Genomic DNA, 21,141 nt, shown 5'->3' with positions numbered 1-21,141 from the left:
GCGGCTAGGCTCCAGGATACAGCATAGTTGAACAATAAAGGAGAATCGAGATGCCAAAATCAATCTTTCTTAGTCACGGTTCGCCGATGATTGCCATATTGGATAATGAATATACTCGTTTTCTAACTGAGCTCGGAGCAAGCATGCAGCCGAAGGCGATTGTTCTGTTCAGTGCCCATTGGGAAACCGAAGAGACTACAATATCGTTCCAAACTGGAACGTATGAGACGATCTATGATTTCTATGGTTTTCCAGATGAATTGTTTCAGGTGAAGTATCCGGCTACAGGTTCCATCGAAATTGCCACTGAAGTAGAACGCTGCTTGTCAGCACGTGGGATTGCCGTAAACCGTGATGAATCACGCGGTCTAGATCATGGTTCATGGTCGTTGTTGAAGCATTTGTATCCGAATGCGAATATTCCGGTCGTACAAATCTCGGTAAACCCATTCCTTCCCGCAGAGCAGCAGCTGCTAATCGGTGAGGCACTAAGTGAGTTGGATGAGGATATTCTTCTCATAGGCAGCGGAGCGACCGTGCATAATTTGCGCATGTTGAAGTGGGAGCAGACAGAGCCGGAAGCTTGGGCAGTTCAGTTCGATGACTGGCTCATTGAGAAGCTGGAGAAGAAGCAATGGAGTGAACTGGCAGCTTATCGGGAGCATGCTCCGCATGCTGCATTAGCAGTACCGCGGGCAGAACATTTTGTCCCATTCTTCATTGCGCTTGGAAGTGCAGGAGCTGCCTATGATCCGAAGGTCATTCATCGCAGCTATGAGATGGGGACACTCAGCTATATGTGCATGTCCTTTACGTAATGCTTCTACAATCGAAAGAGAGCTATCCTTACACTGGAATACTGTGACTGGGATAGCTCTCTTCTTGCTATGCAGCACTTGCGAGGTAGCAATGGTTACCCTGTTATAACCTAAGATAACCTAAGGTAACTAGATGAGCAAAGTTACCTACAGTTGTGTTATCCAATTGTGTTATCCTTCAACATGTTGCTTACCAGCTTGATCCGCCTGAGGAATTAGAATTATTGTTGTTGCCCCAGCTTGATCCTCCAGATGAGTTGCCGCTCGTATTGCGATTAGCTGCTTGCCGTGCGGCCGCTTCCTCTTGCTGTCTTTCTTGTCTTATGATCGATTCGTAAGCTTGCTCCATTGCTGTAAGGATGCCTGATTTGCGTGCGGCCTCGTCATAAGCACCATTATGCATTAACCGATCAACGTCAGTGCTAATGGATGAGAACTGTGAGCCATATTGGTGAACATTCAGCCTGCTGCCATATTTGGCGCTGGATGAACGATATCGCTGCTCCATTCTAGCCAGTTCCTGTTCCACATTTTGTTTTTGAATCGCGGCACGTTCGACTGCACTCAAGAATTGATTTGCTTCATTCATGAATCGTGTTCCCGTATCTGTAAGTAAATCCATATCATACGGCTGCTGTGCCAGGAGCTGGCGTATGCTGGATTGCATGGCTGCCAAGCTCTTCTCCTGCTGCAGCCAGTTGGAGTAGATACGATGGCGATCGATCGTATGCAAGCCTTGAGCGAAGCTGTCTTCAGCAGATACTTGCATCTGCTTCGCTTCCTCCAACTTGCGATCGAGCTTGTGGATTAAGTCGTTGTACTGTTCAGCCGCTTGATCAAGCGGCTGAAGGATTGCAAGGATGTGATCGAGTTCGCTTCTTGCTTGTTCATATTCCTGCACGTCCTCATCGCACCATTGGGTCACTCGACGAAGTGCGGATTGTACGGTATCTACAGCCTGAAGCTCCTCACGATACTGCCTCCAAGCCTGTTCCCAGTACTTGCCTCGATATTGCGTCTGTGCACGTGCAGTCAATGCAGACAGTTCCCTATCCTGGGCTGCATATTGGGACAGCTTCGTCACTATCGACTGGATATCACGAGCATTCTTCAACTTCAAGTCCGCTAGACGCTGCGTGATCTGGACAGCTTCAGCGAGCAGTAGGCTTGCGCGCTCGGCATGCTGTGCCGTGACAGGAACTTCTCCAAGCTTCAGGCGATCAAGCATCTGCTCATTACTCTGCTGTGCTTCTTCAATCTTGCCGTATGGATCGATACGCACGAGCTTCAAGCGATGCTCCTCGACAATCTGGGAGACGGAATTTCTAGACTGATTCATCTGCTCGGGAAAGCGCTGATACTGCTCTGCGTACTTAGATACCGATTGCTGATCCTGTTCCAATCGTTGAATTTCTTCATCCACATGAATCACCCGCTGCTCGGATTAGAATGGAACAGGCGGATATGTGCGTAGGGGGAATGTTCAAAATTTCGTCAGCAGCATACACGGATGAACAAATGCCGATCATTCGACCGGCATTTACGCGTCCTACTGGTATCGAATAATAAGTTGCTAGTCTAAACGATGTTTCAATTCTTGATTTTGGTTGAGTGGGATTGCTGTCTATTGCGACCCTGCAGATTCCTTGATCGTGTGAATGCCGGCAATAAAAGCATCGATTAGCAGTTCTAGGCTGACATCGAGGTCGAGGGGAATGCCGAAGCCTCCCTTTTGCTCCAATGATGCGAACCCGTGCAGTAAGCTGCGAAGACCGCGTGCAGCATGAATCGCAGCATCGCCAGTAAGTTCATATGCATGCAGGACTTGAACGACCAGTTCAACAATTTCCGTACTGACACGCTGCACATCCGCGTTTTGTGGATCAGGGGCTAGGAGTGTTGCATCATAGAGTCCAGGGTGATTGCGGACGAAGGCAACATATGCTTTGCCTATCGAGCGAACAGCCTCATCGCCTGAACGTCCAATAGCTGCACGTGTCAAGGCGTGGTTTAATTGCTCCAGGCCATGAATAGACAACAAAAGTCGTATTCCCTGCAAACCGTCAACGTGATTATATAGGGACGGGGGGCGTACCTTCAGCTGCTGTGCTAATGAAGCCAGCGTAACTGCTTCGATCCCCTGTTTGTCCGCAATTAGGGTAGCTGCTTCTAGTATCATTGCGGGAGTCAAACCAACTCTTGGTGACATGTTCATTTCTCCTCTGTTGTTAAGTCATTCAGTTCATTCACTGTTAGTTAATTGTAAATAGCCAATGCCCAATAGACAATTGACCCCATCTAGATATATTATAACTAATGTAATTAGTTAATTCAATAACATCGTTTGTTTTTTGGTGTGGATTCCTATCAGATGGAGGGAGAGAGCATGGATACGTTCATCTACGTGTTGCAAATATGTAATTTAGGATTGCGGTTCGTGTTGGAGCTTTGTACATTGGCAGCTTTTGCGTATTGGGGAATACAGAGGGGCAACAGTACTCTAACGAAGGTTTTGCTCGGTGGTGGTTCCGTTATCGTGGCGATGTTGATATGGGGGACATTTGGCTCTCCCAAGGCAATGATACCGCTTGAAGGCTGGATCCGAGCGCTGTTCGAGGCCGCTTTTTTTGGTCTGGCTGCATTATCGCTGCACGTGGTAGGAAAGCATGTGTGGGCTGCTATCTTTCTCATTGTTCTGGTGGGGAATTGGTTGTTGATGTATATGTGGAATCAGTGAAACCAGTCATCTAGTAACCGTTACTCAGTGGCACTCAACTCGTGCAGTTGGGTGTTTTTTATTTTATTCACGTGGATCGTATGTAGAGGAAATAAAGGGAAATATTGTAGTATGATTGGGGTGGGTGTATAATTTTTGTCATATATCAGGAATGTATGGCAGAAGGAGGCATCATGAAAGTAATTGCCGTTCGAATTGACAGCATGATCAGGCTGAACGACTGGCTGCCTTTTCTATCGCCAGAGCGAAGAGAGAGGGTAGGCCGTTTCTATCGAGAGATGGACTCTATTCGTTGTGTGCTAAGTGAGCTCGTTGCCAAGAGCTTAATAATAGAGATGACAGGCTGTTCATCTGATCAAATTGCGATTCAAGCGGATCAGTTCGGCAAGCCTTATATGAGTGGGCCTTACCATCACATTCAATTCAATATCTCGCATTCAGGAACATGGGTTGTCGGCATTGCGAACGATCAGGATCACCCAGTAGGGATTGATATAGAACAGATTGATGAAGATATGGAGCTAGGGAGCTTTGCAAGCATTTTGTCAATCGATGAGAAGCGGGTGCTTGACTCTGTACCAGTAAACGAACGGATGGAGCACTTTATCGAGCTGTGGACCTATAAGGAAAGTTATGTGAAGGCTGATGGCAAAGGGTTATCCATGCCTATTGACTTGTGTTCGTTCACCCCTAGTCTGACTGGCGAAGCTGCATGGCAATTAGCGTCACCTAGCGACATCCCGTATTATTGGAAGTCTTATTCCGTTCATCCTGATTATAAGATGACTGCTTGCTCGGCGTATAAGCGGCTGCCAGAGACCTGTGCCGTTAGTAAAGCCTCCGAATTTTTGCAGCGATATGTAGATCTGCGAGCCCATGCTGCGTCTGCGACCTGACAGATAAGACTATTGCAGTTTGTACGATTGGACGCATTACAAATGATGATTCATGGATGAGGTAATGAGGCTTCGAGGAATTCACAAGTTGAAGTAGCGGTGATCCTAATCAGCGTCATACGGATAAATCATTCCAATATCATGTAATTATCTTGTAATTTCATAAAGGAGATTAATCAAATTGAATAACAAAAGATGGATAACTGCTATGTTGATGATCCCTATTCTACTCGGCCTAAGCGCATGTAAGCAAGGAATATCAAATGTGCTTTCTACGAAAGATATCCCTGTTCATGTAGAGCGATCTTTGGACGCTGGGAATGTATCTCGCATCTCGATTCAGACAAAGAGCTCCAACATCCAATATAAGATTGGAACTAGCGATTCGATTCAAGTTCAATTAAAAGGTACATTCGATGGCAGCGAAGAAGAGAAAGAACAACTCCTGTCCACGGAAATGGATCAAGATCAGCTAGCGATCAAGGTGGGGCCAATAATGGGAAAGTTATATTCCAACATATCTCTATCGCTAGAGGTTGAAGTTCCCGCGAAGGTCTATGAGGAATTGAAGATAGAAGCTTCGAGCGGTAATATTACGACAGGTGAGATTGAAGCTGGCCAATTGTCTGTCGAAGCTTCGTCCGGAAACATATCCGTTGAAGGATATGCGGGGAAGGAATATAAAGTGGAAGCTAGTTCGGGCAACATTGAACTCGGAAGAATGGCGGGAAAAGGAAGTGTAGAGGCTTCCTCTGGCAACGTAGATGTGGCTATTGATCCATTCCATGAATCGGTTCGCGTTCATACAAGTTCGGGCAATGCGACCATTCGAGTCCAGCCGGACGCGGTATTTCGAATTGTAGGCGATACGAAGCTGGAACGTGCCGATTTGAAAATTCCGGTAACGCTCGAGCATAAGGAAAGCAAGAGAAATTTCGAGGCAAGTGTCAATCAGGCCACATCGGAGTCGCCTGTTCTGGATGTAACGACTTCGTCTGGGAAAATGATATTGGAAAAAATCAAATAATGTCGGAAAGGGGCCGTTTCAACGCTACGAGAAACCCGGCCTCTTTTTCTATCGAGATTTGCGTAGCATAGTTTTTTTTTGAAATGCTGGCGGCCTCCCATTCTTCAGTTTCCTTTTTAGAAACAAGGAAAGGTTAAACCCTACATATGGACAGATTATGTCCCCATTTACATCCCCTCATAAGTGCTGGGAACGAATTGGTCGTTGCGTGCCCTTTTATCCTCAATTTACCTTAATCCGCAGGTCGTTTTATTGTCGTCATATCCTATAGTTACCGAAATTATTTTTCATGTTGTCACATTCTTAGCCCAGTTGTTCGTTGTATAGAGTGGAAGGGGGGAGTAGGGCTTGGATGACGCGGAGTTAAGTCAGATCATCGCAGAGGTTCTGGATGGGAACACAGCAAAATTTGAAATGATTATGGAGAAATACCAAAAACCGATTTTTCTCTATTGTTATCACATGCTCGGCAATTATACCGAAGCGGAGGATAACGCACAGGAAGTATTTTTAAAGACATTTCGCAATTTGCGGAAATATCAGAGTGAGGTCCCCTTTCGAGCCTGGTTGTACAAGATTGCTTATCATCAATGCATTGATATGATCCGCAAGCGGAAGCTGGTGAAATATTTGCCGTTTTTTTACCGGGACGAGAAGGAAAATAAAGATGTCGATTTGCAGATTGAAGCTAACTATTTTGATGAATCCGTTCATCGAGCCTTGTCAAAATTAACGGCCGAAGAGCGGAACTTATTAATTTTACGTTGCGTCGAGGATAAGAGCTACCAGGAGATCGGTTTGATTTTGGGTAAAAGCAGCGCAAGCCTGCGTAAAAAATACGAACGTACGGCTGCAAAATTCCGAGAGCATTATGCTCATGTAAAGGGGCTGGGAGTGTATGAATATGGACAAGGATCGGGATTTAAAAAAATTATTTAATGACCCGCGCATTCCCGACGCCGACTTGACAGGAAAGATCATGAGTATTTTGCATGCCGAACCCCAAAAAAAAGAGAGGTTTTTTGTGAAATATAAAGTTTCTTTGACTGTGATTGTAGGGACGATGTTAATGGCTTCCACGGGTTACGCGGCCGTTCAGTATAATTCATTGTCGAATAAGGATGGCGAAGTCGTATATGAGACTAAATCGGCGAAAGAGATGGGACCAGCAGAAACGAAAGATGTACAAGAGCATTTCAAGGCATTTCATGAACTTAAGGAGAAGATGTTAAAGAGCGGTGAAGCTGGACTGTTCTATCTGGTTGCCAATAACCCGGATCATCAAACAAATCTTGGAACGAAGGCGATGCCATTCCAAAATCTCTCTCAATTACGCGAAAAGATTACGGATAAGTCCATCAAGATTCCAGACAGTGTCAATGGAAATTATAAATTCAAAGAAGCGGATGTGCTCTTTAGAAATGCTCAGGAAGTAAACCCACCTTCTCTGAAAGAACAAAAGGCGCTGGCGGAAAAACTGAGAAAGCAGGCGGAAGAATCCAATCAGGGATATGCCATGATGCCGGTTGAAATGACAAATCAGTTTTTCATTCTCAATGCTACGTATCAAAATGGAGAGGATAAAATCGGGGTTAATGTCACTAATCTGAGTGGAAAGAGCATGAACGCTGGATTGTATATTGACGAGAAAGTAGAGTTTAAGCAGGAGAAGGTTCAAGTGAAGGGAGTAGAAATGCTGTATACAGATTGGGGTCGTTCAAAGTGGCATGAGTTGAGATGGGTATACGAGAGCCCTGACAAAAAGGTAAGATACGTCTATACGATAGATGGAGATATAAATAAGGTAAGCAAAGAAGCCTTGATGAAAATTGCTGAAAGTTATTTGGAATAATAAACGACTAAAAAATGGGGGCTGCTCCAAAGCGAATTGGAGCGGGTTCCCGTTTTCTTTTACATATCAAAACTTCCGGGGTCCCCGCAAAGTAATCGGAATAAGCTTCAAAGGCTACACGTCACTTTGTGGGGTTATTTTAACCGGTCAGATCAGGCTGCACGCCTTATGATTGAATCGGTTCAAGAACAAGGCCAGCCATATTACGGCGGATGATCCAGGTTTTTTGTCGTCAGATCCGGTGGTTACCGGAATGATTTTTTTATGTTGTCACATTTTTAGCCCAGCTGTTCGTTGTATAGAGTGAAAGGGGGGGAGGGCTTGAATGACGCGGAGTTAAGTCAATCATCGCAGAGGTGCCGGATGGAATACGGCAAAATTCAAGGTCGACTTGCAGATTGAAACGGGCTAATTTGATGAATCCGTGCATCCCCGATGCCGACTTGACATGAAAGGTTATGCAAATATTACGTGCTGAGCCAAAAGAAAAGGAGAGATTTTTCATGAAATATAAAGTTGCTTTGACTGCGGTTGTAGGGATGATGTTGATGACCTCTACGAGTTACGCGGCCGTACAGTATCATTCTTTGAAGAACAAGGATGGCGAAGTCGTATATGAGACGAAATCGACGAAGACGCTAGAGGCCGGAAAAACAGAATCGGAAGATGAAAGAAAGCGGTTCAATGCATTTTTTGAACTTAAGGAGAAGGTGCTAAAGAACGGGGAAGCTGGGCTGTTCTATATGGTTGCCAATAACCCGGATCATCAAACAAATCTTGGAACGAAGTTGACTCCATTCCAAAATCTCGCTCAATTGCGCGATAAGATTACGGATAAATCCGTTAAGATTGCAGACAGTGTCAATGGTAATTATAAATTCAAAGAAGCGGAAGTGCTCTTTAAAAATGCTCAGGAAGTAAATCCGCCTTCTCCGGAAGAAAAAAAGGCGATGGCGGAAAAACTGAGAAAGCAGGCAGAAAAGTCCAAAAAGGGATATGCCATGATGCCAATTAAAATGACAGATCAATTTTCCAACATTTGGGTCACTTATCGAAATGGAGAGGATACAATCCAGGTTACGATCACTAATCTGAACAAAAAGAATGGAGGAATGTATATTGACGAGCAAAGTGAGTTTGAACAGGAAAAGGTTCAAGTGAAGGGGGTAGAAATGCTGCATACAGAATTTGGTCCTTCGCATGTGCACAATCTGACATGGGTATACGAGAGCCCGGACAAAAAGAAAAGATACGCCTATAATGTCCAAGGAAACAGCGATAAAATCAGCAAAGAAAGCTTGATGAAAATTGCCGAAAGCTATTTGGAACTTATAAATAGTAAATAACAAAAACGGGAATCTCCTCCAAAGCGAATTGGAGCGGGTTCTCGTTTTTGTTATTTAGGCTTTAGCCAGTTGAGAGCGTGAAACGCGAGAAACAAAAAACCACCTTTGAGGCGGTTATTTGATGATCTTGTTCATGAATACAAAAAAAGAGAGGGTGAATTCCGAATATTAACTTGATTATTTGTGAGGGTGGTTCTACAATATTTTTGATTGAATAATTAGTCAATATAAAAACACGCATCAAATTACCGCATTGCAGAAAGGAACATTCGTATGGAAATGAACCGTAACAAACGAAATTGGACGATAGCAGCCCTGCTGTTAAGTATTTTCCTGTCGTCCTTGGATCAAACAATTGTATCTACTGCACTGCCCTCCATTGTTCAGAAAATTGGTGGGCTAGATGTTGTATCGTGGGTATTCACGATTTACATGCTGGCATCAACAGCGATCATACCGGTAGTGGGGAAGCTGTCCGATATGTATGGGCGCAAGCGATTTTATATTGCAGGATTGGCCCTCTTCACGGGAGGCTCCCTGCTATGTGGGCTCGCAACTTCAATGACTCAGCTTATTGCCTTTCGAGGAATTCAAGGACTTGGAGCTGGTTTCCTCATGCCGATTACGTTCACGCTTATTTTTACGATTATTCCGCAGGAACGTGCAGGCAAATTCCAAGCTCTCTTTATGGGGGTATATGCACTCTCTTCTGTCGTTGGGCCGACAATCGGCGCTTTTATTACGGAACAGCTCAACTGGCATTGGAACTTCTTCGTGAATATTCCGTTTGGTATCGCAGCAATCCTCATCATGTGCTGGTCATTGGTTGAATCACGCGCTGATACAGGCAAGCCGAAGGTAGATTATGCCGGTGCGCTGCTTCTTATTGTGACAACTGTTATTCTCTTGTTGGCATTCAAGCTGGCGGGTGAGGACTATGCTTGGGGATCGTGGGAAGTGCTGCTTATGTTGCTAGGTGGGGCACTGGCACTGGTTCTATTTATCGGGATCGAGCTGCGGGCATCTGAGGCCATTATCCCTCTTCACTTATTCCGCAATCGGACGATTGCTGGCGTTTCGCTAGCTTCCTTTGTTCAAGGGATGATTATGTATGGTGCTTTGCTCTACATTCCATTTTTCATTCAGGCGGGGCTTGGGGGAAACGTGAAGGATGCGAGGAATGCGCTAACGCCGATGATGTTCTCGGTTATGGTTGGTACTGTACTGGGAACAATGCTGATGAAGCGGCTCAGTTGGAGGGGATCGGTGCTGCTCGCGTCAAGTCTTATGGGAATGAGTGCATTCTTATTTACGACTCTGCCGCTTGACGTAAATATGTGGTATGTTAGGGGAAATACAGCCTTAATAGGTGTCGGGATTGGAATCCTTATGCCGAATGCGCAGACGGCTGCAACACTTACTGCACCTGAACGATACAGAGGAGTCGCCACCTCGATGGTTACCTTCTTTCGTACGATTGGCGGCGTGCTTGGAGCATCCATTATGGCGGCCATTGTAAATCAGCATCTGGCAACAGAAATTCAGCGTCAGGCTTCGGTTTTGCAGCTGGATTCGGCAGTACTGGATAAGTTGAGCAATGCGCAAATGCTGATTGGGTCCACATCGCTGTTACCAGACCATGCAGCCGCAGCATTAAGAGCGTCGCTCGTCGCATCTATTCATTCCGGCTTCTGGCTGTTGGTTATAGCTGCGGCCCTGGTTCTGCCGATGGGTGTCTTGATGGGGAATGAGCGGTTTCATGCGTCAAATGCTGTACAGTCGAAGCATTCGGATCATACATCTGTATAGGCATTCGTAGAATGATTCATTGTGTAAAGGAGGGGGCTCAGCCATGCGGTTGCTAGTTCCATTAGCTGCTGTTCGTGCAGAGCTGTATGTATATGTCACCTAGAAATGCGGATCAAAATAAGTTGATTCGGGACGAGCGTAAGGAACAGATTTTAAGCAGCGCTTTAAAGGTATTTTCCAATAGAGGATTCGTAGCTACCAAGATTAGCGACATTGCGAAGGAAGCTTCTTTGAGTCATGGTCTTGTCTATCATTATTTTGAGTCGAAGGATGAGATATTCGCAACCTTAGTGGAACGGGCACTGCAATCTTCCGATCAATTGATGCTGATGACGGTGTCGAGTCAAGGGAATAGCTTGGATCAGATTGCATGGATGACGCAGCAAATTTTAAGTGCGTTCGCGGAGCGCGAAGAGGCCGTGTATTATCATCACATTATGCTGCAAGCCTCTACGTATCAATCGATGCCGGATTCCGTGAAGTCACAGATGCAGCAATTAACCAGTCCAATGAAGCATATGGTAGGGATAATAGAGGAAGGTCAGCGCAGGGGTGAGATTCACGGCGGGGATGCCAAGCGGCTGGCTACGCTGTATTGGTCCATGATTCAAGGTCTGGCGCTTATGAAGATTGAAGCGGGAGAATATTTCAGCATGCCTGATTGTGACATGATTGTTCGCATGTTTAAATAATTTCCCCGCTTGGGATTGGTAATTACTGAATTATTGAATATTAGTATAAGGCTTCATAAAGTGATGGAAATATAGGATTTGGAGCTAATGTTTCACGATTGTTCGCAATTGGGCAGAAGTCTCTGATTCGTTCGTGAGCGTTTACATATCTGCAGATTATGATAGTATAGGTTCAATGAAGTAAGGTTGCGGCTGTCTTGCCTATGCGTGTTGACGGCATATTCATAGAATCATTTCACAAAAGTGGGTTGTAGACATGGATCATGACAAACAGCGATTGAGTATTGAAGCGGCAAGATTATATTATTTATCGGATTATAGCCAGATGGACATTGCAGCCAAGTTAGGGGTATCCCGTCCGACTGTATCCCGGCTGCTGCAATATGCGAAGGAGCAAGGGTTCGTACGGATCGATATTGTCGATCCGCTTGAGGATCTGGACGCATTGGGAGCACGACTTAGACATCGGTATGGACTGGATACGGCACTCGTCTGCTATTCGCCGGCGAACGAATACAAGGAAATTCAGAAACATATTAGCAAGCGAGCAGCTGAGTATTTAGCCGAAACGGTTCAAGATACAGATATTATCGGTGTAACATGGGGACGTACGATGCATGCAGTTGCACAGCAGCTTCAACAGAAGCCGGTTCGAGGCGTTGAGGTCGTACAGCTCAAGGGAGGCATTAGCCACTCGCATGTGAATACTTATGCGGCGGAGACGGTGAATCTGTTTGCATCAGCCTTTCATACGATTGCCCGTTATTTGCCGCTGCCCGTTATATTTGACAGCGTCGCCTTGAAGCAAATGGTGGAGGAGGATCGGCATATTCGCCGAATCATTCAGCTTGGCAAGCAGGCCAATATTGCGGTGTTCACCGTGGGTACGGTGAATGATGATGCATTGTTGTTCCAGCTTGGCTACTTCAGCAGTGAAGAGAAGAAGCTGCTGCAGAGCAGAGGTGTTGGTGATATATGCTCGCGATTCTTCGATGCGGAGGGCCGCATTTGCAGTGAAGGAATTAATGATCGAACCGTAGGAATTGATTTGTCGGATTTGCGAGAGAAGGACAAGTCAATACTTGTAGCAGGGGGACAGCGCAAGATTGATGCGATCCGTGCAGCGCTTGTTGGTAAATATGCCAATATACTCGTAACCGATCAATTTACGGCGCAAGCATTATTGCAATAATTACCGCTATGCAGCGACAATGAAAGCCCTTAGAGTAGGTACGTGGAGGCGAAGCCTCATATTCTATTCTGAGGGATTTTTTATGCGCTTTTTGTTCAAAATATTGTAAGAAAGCTGTTCATAATATTGTAATGAACAAAATTTCTGAGCAAGCTTTACATCTGTTCAGACCGCATGATATGATACCCATGAAATCAATATTACATTTGTTAAATGGATATGACACAAGAATATAAGGGGTGTGCAGCATGAGCATAGCACGTATGATTGACCATACGATGTTGAAGGCAGACGCTGTTCAAGCGGATATTGCCAAGCTGGTTGAGGAAGCGAAGCAGTATCAATTCGCTTCGGTGTGCGTTAACCCGACTTGGGTTGCTTACTGTGCAGAGCAGCTTGCTGGTACAGAAGTTAAGGTATGTACGGTTATTGGATTCCCACTCGGTGCATCTACATCTGCTGTTAAGGCATTGGAGACACAAGATGCGATTGCAGGTGGTGCAACCGAAGTTGATATGGTTATTAATATTGGAGAGCTGAAGGCCGGCAACGATGAATTCGTACTGAAGGACATCGAGGCGGTTGTGAAAGCGGCTTCAGGCAAAGCGCTCGTCAAGGTCATTATTGAGACTTGCCTGCTTACTGATGAGCAGAAGGTTCGCGCTTGTGAACTGGCTGTGAAGGCAGGAGCTGACTTCGTGAAGACATCTACAGGCTTCTCGACAGGCGGTGCGACTCGTGAAGATGTAGCACTTATGCGCAAGACGGTTGGCCAGCAGACAGGTGTGAAGGCTTCTGGCGGTGTTCGCAGCTTGGAAGATGTGAACAACATGATTGAAGCGGGAGCAACTCGAATTGGAGCAAGCTCTGGCGTCAGCATCATGAATGGCATTACATCGACATCTTCTTATTAAAATAGAGACGTGAATCATTCCTTCGGTAGGCGAGTCGCTTATGGAAGGGATGATTCACTGTCCAATGAGGAGGATCAGCCCATGAAAGAACAGTTGATTCAAGAAGCGCTGGAGGCGCGCAAGCAGGCTTACGCACCATATTCTCATTTCCAGGTTGGGGCGGCTATATTAGCGGATGGAACCATTTATCGTGGCTGCAACGTAGAGAACGCATCCTATGGCTTGACGAACTGTGCGGAACGAACGGCTGTATTCAAGGCTGTATCGGAAGGCAAACGTAAGGTAGAAGCTGTTGCTGTAGTTGCGGATACGGAAGGGCCTGTATCTCCGTGTGGAGCTTGTCGCCAAGTGTTGGCAGAGTTCTGCCATGGTGATACGAAGATTTACTTGACGAATCTTAAGGGTGACACAGAGGAATGGACAATGTCCCAACTGCTTCCTGGCGCGTTTTCAGGTGCCGATATGGAAAAGGATAGCGAGTAAAACAAAGATAGAAATTACGTTCGATTTGAAAGCGGTAACAAGGTGCTCTAAATCATTTTTAAGAAATCGATGCATGCTCTAGCATGGGGGGAACTTTACATGAAATTTGTAATTGCGATCATTGGTCTGCTGGCTGTATTCGGACTCACATATATCGCAAGTAAGGATCGACGCAACATTCGCTATCGTCCATTGGCCATAATGGTCGTGTTGCAGGCAATTCTGGCATTTGTGTTGTTGAATACAAGTGTCGGGGAAGTGATAATCGGCAAATTTGCTAAAGTTTTTGAATCATTGCTCGGTTATGCAGCCGAAGGCATTAACTTTGTGTTTGGCGGAATCGTGAATGATATTCAAGGAACTCAATTTTTCTTAAACGTTTTGCTGCCGATTGTTTTTATTTCCGCCTTGATTGGTATTTTGCAATACACGAAAATCTTGCCGTTCATTATTAAGTACATCGGTCTTGGATTGAGCAAGGTTAACGGTATGGGTAAGCTGGAATCATACAACGCAGTAGCATCTGCAATTCTGGGTCAGTCCGAAGTATTTATTTCGGTGAAAAAGCAAATTGGATTGCTGCCGGAGCGCCGCTTATATACACTTTGTGCTTCTGCGATGTCGACAGTATCGATGTCCATTGTCGGTGCTTATATGACAATGATTCAGCCTAAATATGTAGTAACTGCGCTTGTATTGAACCTATTTGGCGGATTTATTATCGCTTCGATTTTAAATCCATATAAGGTATCGAAGGAAGAAGATATTCTGGAAGTGCAGGAAGAGCATAAGCAATCGTTCTTCGAAATGCTGGGCGAATACATTATGGACGGCTTCAAGGTCGCGATTACTGTTGCTGCGATGCTGATCGGTTTTGTTGCCTTGATTGCACTTATCAACGGCATCTTCGGCAGTATCTTCGGAATTTCATTCCAAGAAGTGCTTGGCTATGTGTTCGCACCATTCGCATTCCTGATGGGGGTACCTTGGAAGGAAGCGGTCGATGCGGGAAGCATTATGGCAACGAAGATGGTAGCGAACGAATTCGTCGCGATGCTGGATCTTGGCAAGCTAGCTCTGTCTGAGCGTACTACAGGTATCGTATCTGTATTCTTGGTATCGTTCGCGAACTTCTCCTCGATCGGCATCATTTCTGGTGCAGTGAAGGGACTTCATGAGAAGCAAGGCAACGTAGTGGCACGCTTCGGTCTTCGCTTGCTGTACGGCGCTACGATGGTAAGCGTATTGTCTGCGATTGTTGCAGGTATTTTCCTATAACTATATTCACAACGTCCACTTCTGGTTAAGTGGACGTTGTAAGCATCTAAATCAGCTTGGGAAAGGGGAACGACATGATGACAACATTCAAAAGGATTCATCTTATCGTTATGGACTCGGTAGGCATCGGTGAAGCACCTGATGCGGCACAATTCGATGATGTAGGCTCAGATACACTCGGGCATATCGCACAGGAATGCGGAGGGCTGAACATGCCTAATATGGCTGCACTCGGCTTGTCCAATATTCGTTCGATTCCTGGCATAGAGGTGGCCGAACGTCCCCTAGGCTATTATGGCAAAATGCAAGAAACCTCCCGCGGCAAAGATACAATGACTGGACATTGGGAGATTATGGGACTATATATTGATACTCCATTCCGCGTGTTTCCGGATGGATTCCCAGCGGAACTGATTGAACGCATTGAGGCGAAGACGGGACGCAAGGTAATCGGCAACAAGCCGGCAAGCGGAACTGAAATTATCGATGAGCTCGGTGAAGAGCATGTGAAGACAGGCGCTCTCATTATTTATACTTCTGCGGATTCTGTTCTACAGATTGCAGCGCATGAAGAGGTAGTTCCATTGAAGGAACTGTACGAGATTTGTGAGTTCTGTCGCGAAATTACTCGAGATGACCCTTACATGCTTGGACGAATTATTGCTCGTCCATTTGTAGGGGAGCCTGGGAACTTCACGCGTACGTCGAACAGACATGATTATGCCTTGAAGCCATTTGGCCGCACAACAATGAATGAGCTGCAGGATCAAGGCTACGATGTGATCGCATTAGGCAAAATTTCAGATATTTATGATGGCGAAGGAATTACACAAGCAATTCGAACAAAGTCTAATATGGACGGCATGGATAAATTTATCGCGACACTGGATGAGCCATTCAAGGGATTAAGTTTCATAAATCTCGTTGACTTCGATGCATTGTACGGACATCGCCGCGATCCAGCGGGTTATGGACGTGCGCTAGAGGAATATGATGCTCGGCTGCCTGAAGTATTTGCGAAGATGACGGATGAGGATCTGCTCCTCATTACAGCAGACCATGGCAATGATCCAACGTACAAAGGCACTGACCATACGAGGGAGTACGTTCCACTGATTGCATATTCTTCGCGCTTTGTAGATGGAGGCAAGGAGCTTCCACTTCGTGGAACATTTGCAGATATCGCGGCAACGGTTGCCGAGAACTTTGCAGTTGCGGCACCAGCGTATGGCAAGAGCTTTTTATCTGATTTGAAATAATTCGGATTTGAAATAATTCATCATACTGGAGGAACATAACTATGAGTGTACACATTGGAGCGAAACAAGGCGACGTTGCAGAAACGATATTGTTGCCAGGAGATCCATTGCGTGCGAAATATATCGCAGAAACGTACTTGGAGGATATTACTTGCTATAACGAGGTTCGCGGGATGCTCGGCTTCACGGGAACTTACAAAGGCAAGCGCATCTCCGTACAAGGTACGGGCATGGGGGTTCCGACAACAAGCATTTATGTAAATGAGCTGATCAATGAGTACGGTGTGAAGAACTTGTTCCGTGTAGGTACTTGCGGTGCGATGCAGAAGGACGTTCATGTGCGTGATGTCGTGCTTGCTCAAGCAACTTGTACAGATTCCAGCATGAACCGTCATGTCTTCGGCGGATATGACTACTCTCCAATCGCCAGCTTCTCCTTGCTGAAGGGGGCTTATGAGAATGCGGTTGCGAAGGGAATGAACGTTCATGTCGGCAACATCTTCACTTCCGACATGTTCTACCGCGATGACAAGTCTGTTGTTCAGAAGCTGATGGATTATGGCGTATTGGCCGTGGAAATGGAAACAACGGCTCTGTACACACTGGCTGCGAAATATGGTGTGAATGCATTGACAATCTTAACAGTTAGTGACCACTTGCTGACAGGTGAGGAAACGACATCGCAAGAGCGTCAAACAACGTTCAATGACATGATGGAAGTGGCGTTGGAGACAGCTATTTCGCTGTAAGTAGTTTTGTCATTAGCAACAAGCAAAGGCGTTTATAGGGTTGGCATTATAGTGAATTCGTTTTTGGTTAAGAATGATGAACGAACCTGCGTTCAAGCACATATCCAATGGAGAGCGAGGAGAATCAACGATGAGAATGGTGGATCTGATTGCGAAGAAGCGTGACGGCAAGGAACTGACGACAGAGGAAATTAACTTTGTTATTGATGGCTATACCAAAGGTGATATCCCGGATTATCAAGTCAGTGCATTTGCGATGGCCATTTATTTTCAAGATATGACGGAGCGGGAGCGGGCTGATTTGACGATGGCCATGGTCAACTCCGGTGAAACGATTGATCTCTCAGCAATTGAGGGCGTTAAGGTCGATAAGCATTCAACTGGCGGTGTTGGCGATACGACGACGCTTGTACTCGCCCCTCTAGTTGCGGCATTGGATATTCCAGTAGCCAAGATGTCAGGCCGTGGGCTTGGTCATACAGGCGGTACGATTGATAAGCTCGAGGCAATCGAAGGGTTCCATGTGGAAATTACGAAGGACGAGTTCGTAAACCTAGTCAATAACCATAAGATTGCGGTAATCGGTCAGACAGGCAACTTAACGCCTGCGGACAAGAAGTTGTATGCCCTGCGTGACGTTACAGCAACTGTCAATTCCATTCCGCTTATTGCAAGCTCCATTATGAGCAAGAAGATTGCGGCAGGTTCCGATGCCATCGTACTCGATGTGAAGACTGGAGCAGGGGCCTTTATGAAGACGGCTGAGGATGCGAAGGAATTGGCGCATGCGATGGTCAGCATCGGCAACAATGTTGGTCGCAAGACGATGGCTGTTATATCCGATATGAGCCAACCCCTTGGACGTGCAATCGGCAACTCGCTTGAAGTACAGGAAGCGATTGATACACTGCGTGGACATGGCCCTGAGGATCTGGAAGAGCTGTGCTTCGCGCTTGGCAGACAGATGGTATTCCTTGCTGGCAAGGCGTCCTCCTTGGAAGAGGCGGAAGAGAAGCTGAAGGAAGTCATCACGAACGGCAAGGCGTTGGAGAAGTTCAAGGAATTCATCGCGAACCAAGGCGGCAATCCAGAGGTCGTCGACGATCCGAACAAGCTGCCGCAGGCTGCTTATAAGATCGAAGTTCCTGCTAAGGAAGACGGCGTAGTGGCAGAAATCGTCGCTGACGAGATTGGTACAGCAGCGATGCTGCTTGGCGCTGGCCGCGCAACGAAGGAGTCCGAAATCGATCTTGCTGTAGGCTTGATGCTGAACAAGAAGATTGGAGATGCGGTTAAGGCAGGCGAGTCCTTGGTAACGATTCATGCAAATCGTGAGAACGTGGATGACGTCATTGCTAAGATTTATGAGAACATTCGGATTAGCGACCATGCAGAGGCACCAGTGCTTGTCCATGATATCGTAACGGAATAAATTTAGGTTCAGTGGAGAGCAGGATGCAGGCGGATGCCTTGCAGCTTGCTCTTTTTCCTTTTCATGCAGATTTTCCTATATGGATGATCAGAAATAACGGGGGTGTACATCTTATCAAATAACGTTAACGCCTATCAATTTGCGTATTGCGAACCTGGCATGGATAGAGGAATTGAAATCATGCTATCATGAACTCAACAATATCGTAAGGGGGAGCTGCATGAGATATTTTCCGCTCGGAGATTCGGCGGTTGTCGTGGAATTTGGTACCCTCATCGGGCAGGCTGCACATGAGCAAGTTCGGTTGTTGTCACTCTACCTTGACGAACATCCGATGCAAGGGATGATTGAATACGTCCCTTCTTATACGACTGTAACTGTATTTTATAATCCGGGTCAGTTGCGGTATGATGAGGCACAAGCGCGACTGGAAATTGCTGTTGCCCAATCGTTACATATGAAGCTTGAATGCAATATTCGAACTGTCGATATACCGGTATGCTATGGTGGGAGCTTCGGTCCTGATTTGAATGAAGTCGCCGCGATTAACCAGCTGTCACCGGATGAAGTTGTTCACATTCATAGCAGCGGGGAATATGTAGTCTATTTGCTTGGGTTTGCGCCAGGTTTTCCGTTTCTGGGAGGAATGTCGAAGCGGATTGCCGCACCAAGGCGTTCCACTCCACGGCTTGCGATTCCATCAGGGACAGTAGGAATTGCCGGCATGCAAACGGGAGTGTATCCAATCGTCACGCCCGGCGGCTGGCAGTTGATCGGTCGGACACCCGTACCGTTATTTCGTCCGGATATGAATCCTCCAACTTTGCTAAGAGCAGGGGATAGAATACGCTTTTTGCCTATTACAGAAGAGGAATACACGAAATGGGAGGAGCGCGGGTCATGTGTATCCGGGTAAAATCGGCGGGCATGCTGACAACGGTTCAGGATCTCGGCCGCTTTGGGTTGCAAAAGTACGGTGTACTAACAAGTGGCGCAATGGATGGGGTCGCACTCAGGCTGGCAAACTTGCTGGCAGGCAATGAAGAGGGTGCGGCAGCTTTAGAGATTACGTTGCTTGGGCCGCAGCTTATATTTGAAAAGGGCGCCGTAATCGCTCTAGCGGGGGGCAACTTGTCTCCTAGCATTGATGGAATGAGCATTCCGCTATGGCGTCCCGTGTATGTTCCTGCAGGAAGCACATTACAATTCGGGAGAACTGTATCGGGCTGCAGAACCTATTTGGCAATAAGCGGCGGGCTATCCGTCCCGGAAGCGATGGGTAGTCGCAGCACTTATTTGCGAGCAGGAATAGGTGGATTGCATGGTCGAGCGCTTGAAGCTGGAGATGTGCTGGAGATGGGAGAAGCTGCCGAACCGTTCAATTTATGTTCCCTTGAAACGATTGTCATGCCATGGGGGGCCAGCTTTGCGATTCGTCCTGCTTACAAAGAAAATCCGGTGCTTCGCGTCGTCCGTGGTCCTGAATTCGATACATTCAGTGAAGAAAGCAAGCATCGATTATGGACGGAGCCATTCCGCGTCACGACGCAGTCGGACAGAATGGGCTACCGGCTCGCAGATGTGCCGTTGACAGTGGCAGAACCTGTTGACATGATCTCGTCTGCCGTTAGCACAGGCACGATTCAAGTACCGCCGGAAGGCAATCCGATCGTGTTGTTGGCGGATCGACAAACGGTCGGTGGATATCCGCGAATCGCTCATGTAATTAGTGTGGATTTGCCGCTCATCGCCCAAGTGAGACCAGGCGGGTATATTCGATTTGCAGAGGTTACACAAGAAGAAGCACAGGATTTGTATGTGAAGCGGGAACAAGAGATTGCCCAATTCCGGCAGGGACTATCCCTGCGGATTCGTTAGGAGGGAAAGTACTATGCATCAAATCGATATAAACTGTGATATGGGAGAGAGCTTTGGCGCATATCGGCTCGGCTCGGATGAAGCAATTTTGCCGTTCGTAACATCCGTGAATATTGCTTGTGGTTTCCATGCTGGCGATCCTTCCGTCATGAAGCGGACTGTAGCAGCAGCACTTGAGCGTGGGGCAGCAATTGGGGCTCATCCCGGACTACCAGATCTAGCTGGATTCGGACGGCGCAACCTCGACATCACTCCTGAGGAAGCCTATGATTTGGTCGTCTATCAAGTGGGGGCGCTATACGGATTTGTTACAGCGGCTGGCGGCAAGATGCAGCATGTGAAGCCGCATGGCGCCTTGTACAACATGGCTGCAAGCAACTGCGCGCTGGCTGAGGCGATTGCCCGAGCTGTCCATGATATGAATCCAGAGCTGGTGTTATTCGGACTATCGGGAAGTGAACTGGTAAAGGCGGGTCAAGCCGTTGGACTTCGCTGTGCGCATGAAGTATTCGCAGACCGGACGTACCAAGCGGATGGTTCTTTGACGCCGCGTCGGGAGTCCAATGCGCTGATCACGGATACTGAAGAAGCGGTACAGCAGGTCATTCGCATGGTAAAAGAAGGGGTTGTCCACGCTGTCCAGGGTGATGATGTAGCGATTCAAGCCGATACGGTATGCATTCATGGTGATGGCACACATGCGCTTGCCTTTGCCCAAAGCTTGCGGCAACGGTTGAGTGATGAAGGAATTGTTGTGCGATCCGTTTGGGCGAAGTAGA

21 protein-coding genes are annotated in these 21,141 nt (G+C 46.7%); 19 read left to right on the top strand and 2 right to left on the bottom strand.

Annotated features, from left to right (window positions below; translation table 11 throughout):
* Nucleotides 1-50: 50 nt before the first annotated feature.
* Complete coding sequence (locus tag BP95_RS0102740) at nucleotides 51-818, top strand: DODA-type extradiol aromatic ring-opening family dioxygenase (protein ID WP_021256923.1); 768 nt, start codon at nucleotides 51-53, stop codon at nucleotides 816-818.
* Nucleotides 819-1,008: 190 nt separating this feature from the next.
* On the opposite strand, the gene BP95_RS0102735 is transcribed toward BP95_RS0102740, so the two are convergent.
* A complete protein-coding gene (locus tag BP95_RS0102735) occupies nucleotides 1,009-2,241 on the bottom strand; it encodes a hypothetical protein (RefSeq protein ID WP_028531347.1) in 1,233 nt (410 codons plus the stop codon).
* A 201-nt stretch (nucleotides 2,242-2,442) separates the two neighbouring features.
* A complete protein-coding gene (locus tag BP95_RS0102730) occupies nucleotides 2,443-3,027 on the bottom strand; it encodes a TetR/AcrR family transcriptional regulator (protein WP_028531346.1) in 585 nt (194 codons plus the stop codon).
* 177 nt (nucleotides 3,028-3,204) lie between these two features.
* On the opposite strand from BP95_RS0102730, the gene BP95_RS0102725 reads away from it, so the two are divergent.
* From BP95_RS0102725 to BP95_RS0102635, 18 genes are all read left to right on the top strand, one after another.
* Entirely contained in the window at nucleotides 3,205-3,555 is a 351-nt protein-coding gene (locus BP95_RS0102725) for a YrdB family protein (protein ID WP_021256920.1), read from the top strand.
* 173 nt (nucleotides 3,556-3,728) lie between these two features.
* A complete protein-coding gene (locus BP95_RS0102720) occupies nucleotides 3,729-4,451 on the top strand; it encodes a 4'-phosphopantetheinyl transferase family protein (protein WP_021256919.1) in 723 nt (240 codons plus the stop codon).
* A 181-nt stretch (nucleotides 4,452-4,632) separates the two neighbouring features.
* Entirely contained in the window at nucleotides 4,633-5,478 is an 846-nt protein-coding gene (locus BP95_RS0102715; RefSeq protein ID WP_021256918.1) for a DUF4097 family beta strand repeat-containing protein, read from the top strand.
* A gap of 348 nt (nucleotides 5,479-5,826) precedes the next feature.
* Nucleotides 5,827-6,417, top strand: a complete 591-nt coding sequence (locus BP95_RS0102710) for an RNA polymerase sigma factor (protein ID WP_021256917.1) — start codon at nucleotides 5,827-5,829, stop codon at nucleotides 6,415-6,417.
* Nucleotides 6,377-7,330, top strand: a complete 954-nt coding sequence (locus BP95_RS0102705) for a DUF4367 domain-containing protein (protein WP_081819793.1) — start codon at nucleotides 6,377-6,379, stop codon at nucleotides 7,328-7,330. The genes BP95_RS0102710 and BP95_RS0102705 overlap by 41 nt, the downstream gene beginning before the upstream one ends.
* A 503-nt stretch (nucleotides 7,331-7,833) precedes the next feature.
* Nucleotides 7,834-8,676, top strand: coding sequence for a DUF4367 domain-containing protein (locus tag BP95_RS0102700; protein ID WP_028531343.1), 843 nt, complete (start codon nucleotides 7,834-7,836; stop codon nucleotides 8,674-8,676).
* Nucleotides 8,677-8,955: 279 nt separating this feature from the next.
* Nucleotides 8,956-10,485 (top strand): MDR family MFS transporter, encoded by a 1,530-nt coding sequence (locus BP95_RS29425; RefSeq protein ID WP_197035271.1) that lies wholly within the window; start codon nucleotides 8,956-8,958, stop codon nucleotides 10,483-10,485.
* Nucleotides 10,486-10,577: 92 nt separating this feature from the next.
* A complete protein-coding gene (locus BP95_RS0102690) occupies nucleotides 10,578-11,177 on the top strand; it encodes a TetR/AcrR family transcriptional regulator (protein WP_028531342.1) in 600 nt (199 codons plus the stop codon).
* A 256-nt stretch (nucleotides 11,178-11,433) separates the two neighbouring features.
* Nucleotides 11,434-12,369, top strand: coding sequence for a sugar-binding transcriptional regulator (locus tag BP95_RS0102685; protein WP_028531341.1), 936 nt, complete (start codon nucleotides 11,434-11,436; stop codon nucleotides 12,367-12,369).
* 248 nt (nucleotides 12,370-12,617) lie between these two features.
* Nucleotides 12,618-13,283 (top strand): deoxyribose-phosphate aldolase, encoded by a 666-nt coding sequence (gene deoC, locus BP95_RS0102680; protein ID WP_021256911.1) that lies wholly within the window; start codon nucleotides 12,618-12,620, stop codon nucleotides 13,281-13,283.
* A gap of 81 nt (nucleotides 13,284-13,364) precedes the next feature.
* The gene (locus tag BP95_RS0102675; protein WP_028531340.1) at nucleotides 13,365-13,766 is read left to right on the top strand and encodes a cytidine deaminase; all 402 of its coding nucleotides are present in this window, start codon (nucleotides 13,365-13,367) and stop codon (nucleotides 13,764-13,766) included.
* Between the two features lie 99 nt (nucleotides 13,767-13,865).
* Complete coding sequence (locus tag BP95_RS0102670; protein ID WP_021256909.1) at nucleotides 13,866-15,044, top strand: NupC/NupG family nucleoside CNT transporter; 1,179 nt, start codon at nucleotides 13,866-13,868, stop codon at nucleotides 15,042-15,044.
* A gap of 77 nt (nucleotides 15,045-15,121) precedes the next feature.
* Nucleotides 15,122-16,303: a phosphopentomutase gene (gene deoB / locus BP95_RS0102665; RefSeq protein WP_028531339.1), complete on the top strand. Its 1,182-nt coding sequence runs from the start codon at nucleotides 15,122-15,124 to the stop codon at nucleotides 16,301-16,303.
* Between the two features lie 41 nt (nucleotides 16,304-16,344).
* Nucleotides 16,345-17,052, top strand: a complete 708-nt coding sequence (gene deoD / locus BP95_RS0102660) for a purine-nucleoside phosphorylase (protein WP_028531338.1) — start codon at nucleotides 16,345-16,347, stop codon at nucleotides 17,050-17,052.
* A gap of 130 nt (nucleotides 17,053-17,182) precedes the next feature.
* The gene (locus BP95_RS0102655) at nucleotides 17,183-18,484 is read left to right on the top strand and encodes a pyrimidine-nucleoside phosphorylase (RefSeq protein WP_028531337.1); all 1,302 of its coding nucleotides are present in this window, start codon (nucleotides 17,183-17,185) and stop codon (nucleotides 18,482-18,484) included.
* Between the two features lie 220 nt (nucleotides 18,485-18,704).
* A complete protein-coding gene (pxpB, locus tag BP95_RS0102645) occupies nucleotides 18,705-19,400 on the top strand; it encodes a 5-oxoprolinase subunit PxpB (protein WP_028531336.1) in 696 nt (231 codons plus the stop codon).
* Nucleotides 19,385-20,362: a 5-oxoprolinase subunit C family protein gene (locus tag BP95_RS0102640; protein ID WP_028531335.1), complete on the top strand. Its 978-nt coding sequence runs from the start codon at nucleotides 19,385-19,387 to the stop codon at nucleotides 20,360-20,362. The genes pxpB and BP95_RS0102640 overlap by 16 nt, the downstream gene beginning before the upstream one ends.
* 13 nt (nucleotides 20,363-20,375) lie before the next feature.
* Complete coding sequence (locus BP95_RS0102635; RefSeq protein ID WP_028531334.1) at nucleotides 20,376-21,140, top strand: LamB/YcsF family protein; 765 nt, start codon at nucleotides 20,376-20,378, stop codon at nucleotides 21,138-21,140.
* Nucleotide 21,141 lies beyond the last annotated feature (1 nt).

It is taken from the genome of Paenibacillus sp. UNC217MF (assembly GCF_000686865.1).
GTDB lineage: Bacteria > Bacillota > Bacilli > Paenibacillales > Paenibacillaceae > Paenibacillus_B > Paenibacillus_B suaedae.
Note: the sequence above shows the minus strand (reverse complement) of the source record. Positions and strands in the feature narration are given on the sequence as shown.

Excerpts from the sequence above, each read along its gene's own strand:
- BP95_RS0102640 (WP_028531335.1), top strand. The coding sequence starts at position 19,385 with ATGTGTATCCGGGTAAAATCGGCGGGCATGCTGACAACGGTTCAGGAT.
- BP95_RS0102685 (WP_028531341.1), top strand. The coding sequence starts at position 11,434 with ATGGATCATGACAAACAGCGATTGAGTATTGAAGCGGCAAGATTATAT.
- BP95_RS29425 (WP_197035271.1), top strand. The coding sequence starts at position 8,956 with ATGAACCGTAACAAACGAAATTGGACGATAGCAGCCCTGCTGTTAAGT.
- BP95_RS0102655 (WP_028531337.1), top strand. The coding sequence starts at position 17,183 with ATGAGAATGGTGGATCTGATTGCGAAGAAGCGTGACGGCAAGGAACTG.
- BP95_RS0102700 (WP_028531343.1), top strand. The coding sequence starts at position 7,834 with ATGAAATATAAAGTTGCTTTGACTGCGGTTGTAGGGATGATGTTGATG.
- BP95_RS0102720 (WP_021256919.1), top strand. The coding sequence starts at position 3,729 with ATGAAAGTAATTGCCGTTCGAATTGACAGCATGATCAGGCTGAACGAC.
- BP95_RS0102705 (WP_081819793.1), top strand. The coding sequence starts at position 6,377 with ATGAATATGGACAAGGATCGGGATTTAAAAAAATTATTTAATGACCCG.
- deoB (WP_028531339.1), top strand. The coding sequence starts at position 15,122 with ATGACAACATTCAAAAGGATTCATCTTATCGTTATGGACTCGGTAGGC.
- BP95_RS0102675 (WP_028531340.1), top strand. The coding sequence starts at position 13,365 with ATGAAAGAACAGTTGATTCAAGAAGCGCTGGAGGCGCGCAAGCAGGCT.
- BP95_RS0102635 (WP_028531334.1), top strand. The coding sequence starts at position 20,376 with ATGCATCAAATCGATATAAACTGTGATATGGGAGAGAGCTTTGGCGCA.
- BP95_RS0102730 (WP_028531346.1), bottom strand. The coding sequence starts at position 3,027 with ATGTCACCAAGAGTTGGTTTGACTCCCGCAATGATACTAGAAGCAGCT.
- deoC (WP_021256911.1), top strand. The coding sequence starts at position 12,618 with ATGAGCATAGCACGTATGATTGACCATACGATGTTGAAGGCAGACGCT.
- pxpB (WP_028531336.1), top strand. The coding sequence starts at position 18,705 with ATGAGATATTTTCCGCTCGGAGATTCGGCGGTTGTCGTGGAATTTGGT.
- deoD (WP_028531338.1), top strand. The coding sequence starts at position 16,345 with ATGAGTGTACACATTGGAGCGAAACAAGGCGACGTTGCAGAAACGATA.
- BP95_RS0102740 (WP_021256923.1), top strand. The coding sequence starts at position 51 with ATGCCAAAATCAATCTTTCTTAGTCACGGTTCGCCGATGATTGCCATA.
- BP95_RS0102725 (WP_021256920.1), top strand. The coding sequence starts at position 3,205 with ATGGATACGTTCATCTACGTGTTGCAAATATGTAATTTAGGATTGCGG.
- BP95_RS0102690 (WP_028531342.1), top strand. The coding sequence starts at position 10,578 with ATGTCACCTAGAAATGCGGATCAAAATAAGTTGATTCGGGACGAGCGT.
- BP95_RS0102670 (WP_021256909.1), top strand. The coding sequence starts at position 13,866 with ATGAAATTTGTAATTGCGATCATTGGTCTGCTGGCTGTATTCGGACTC.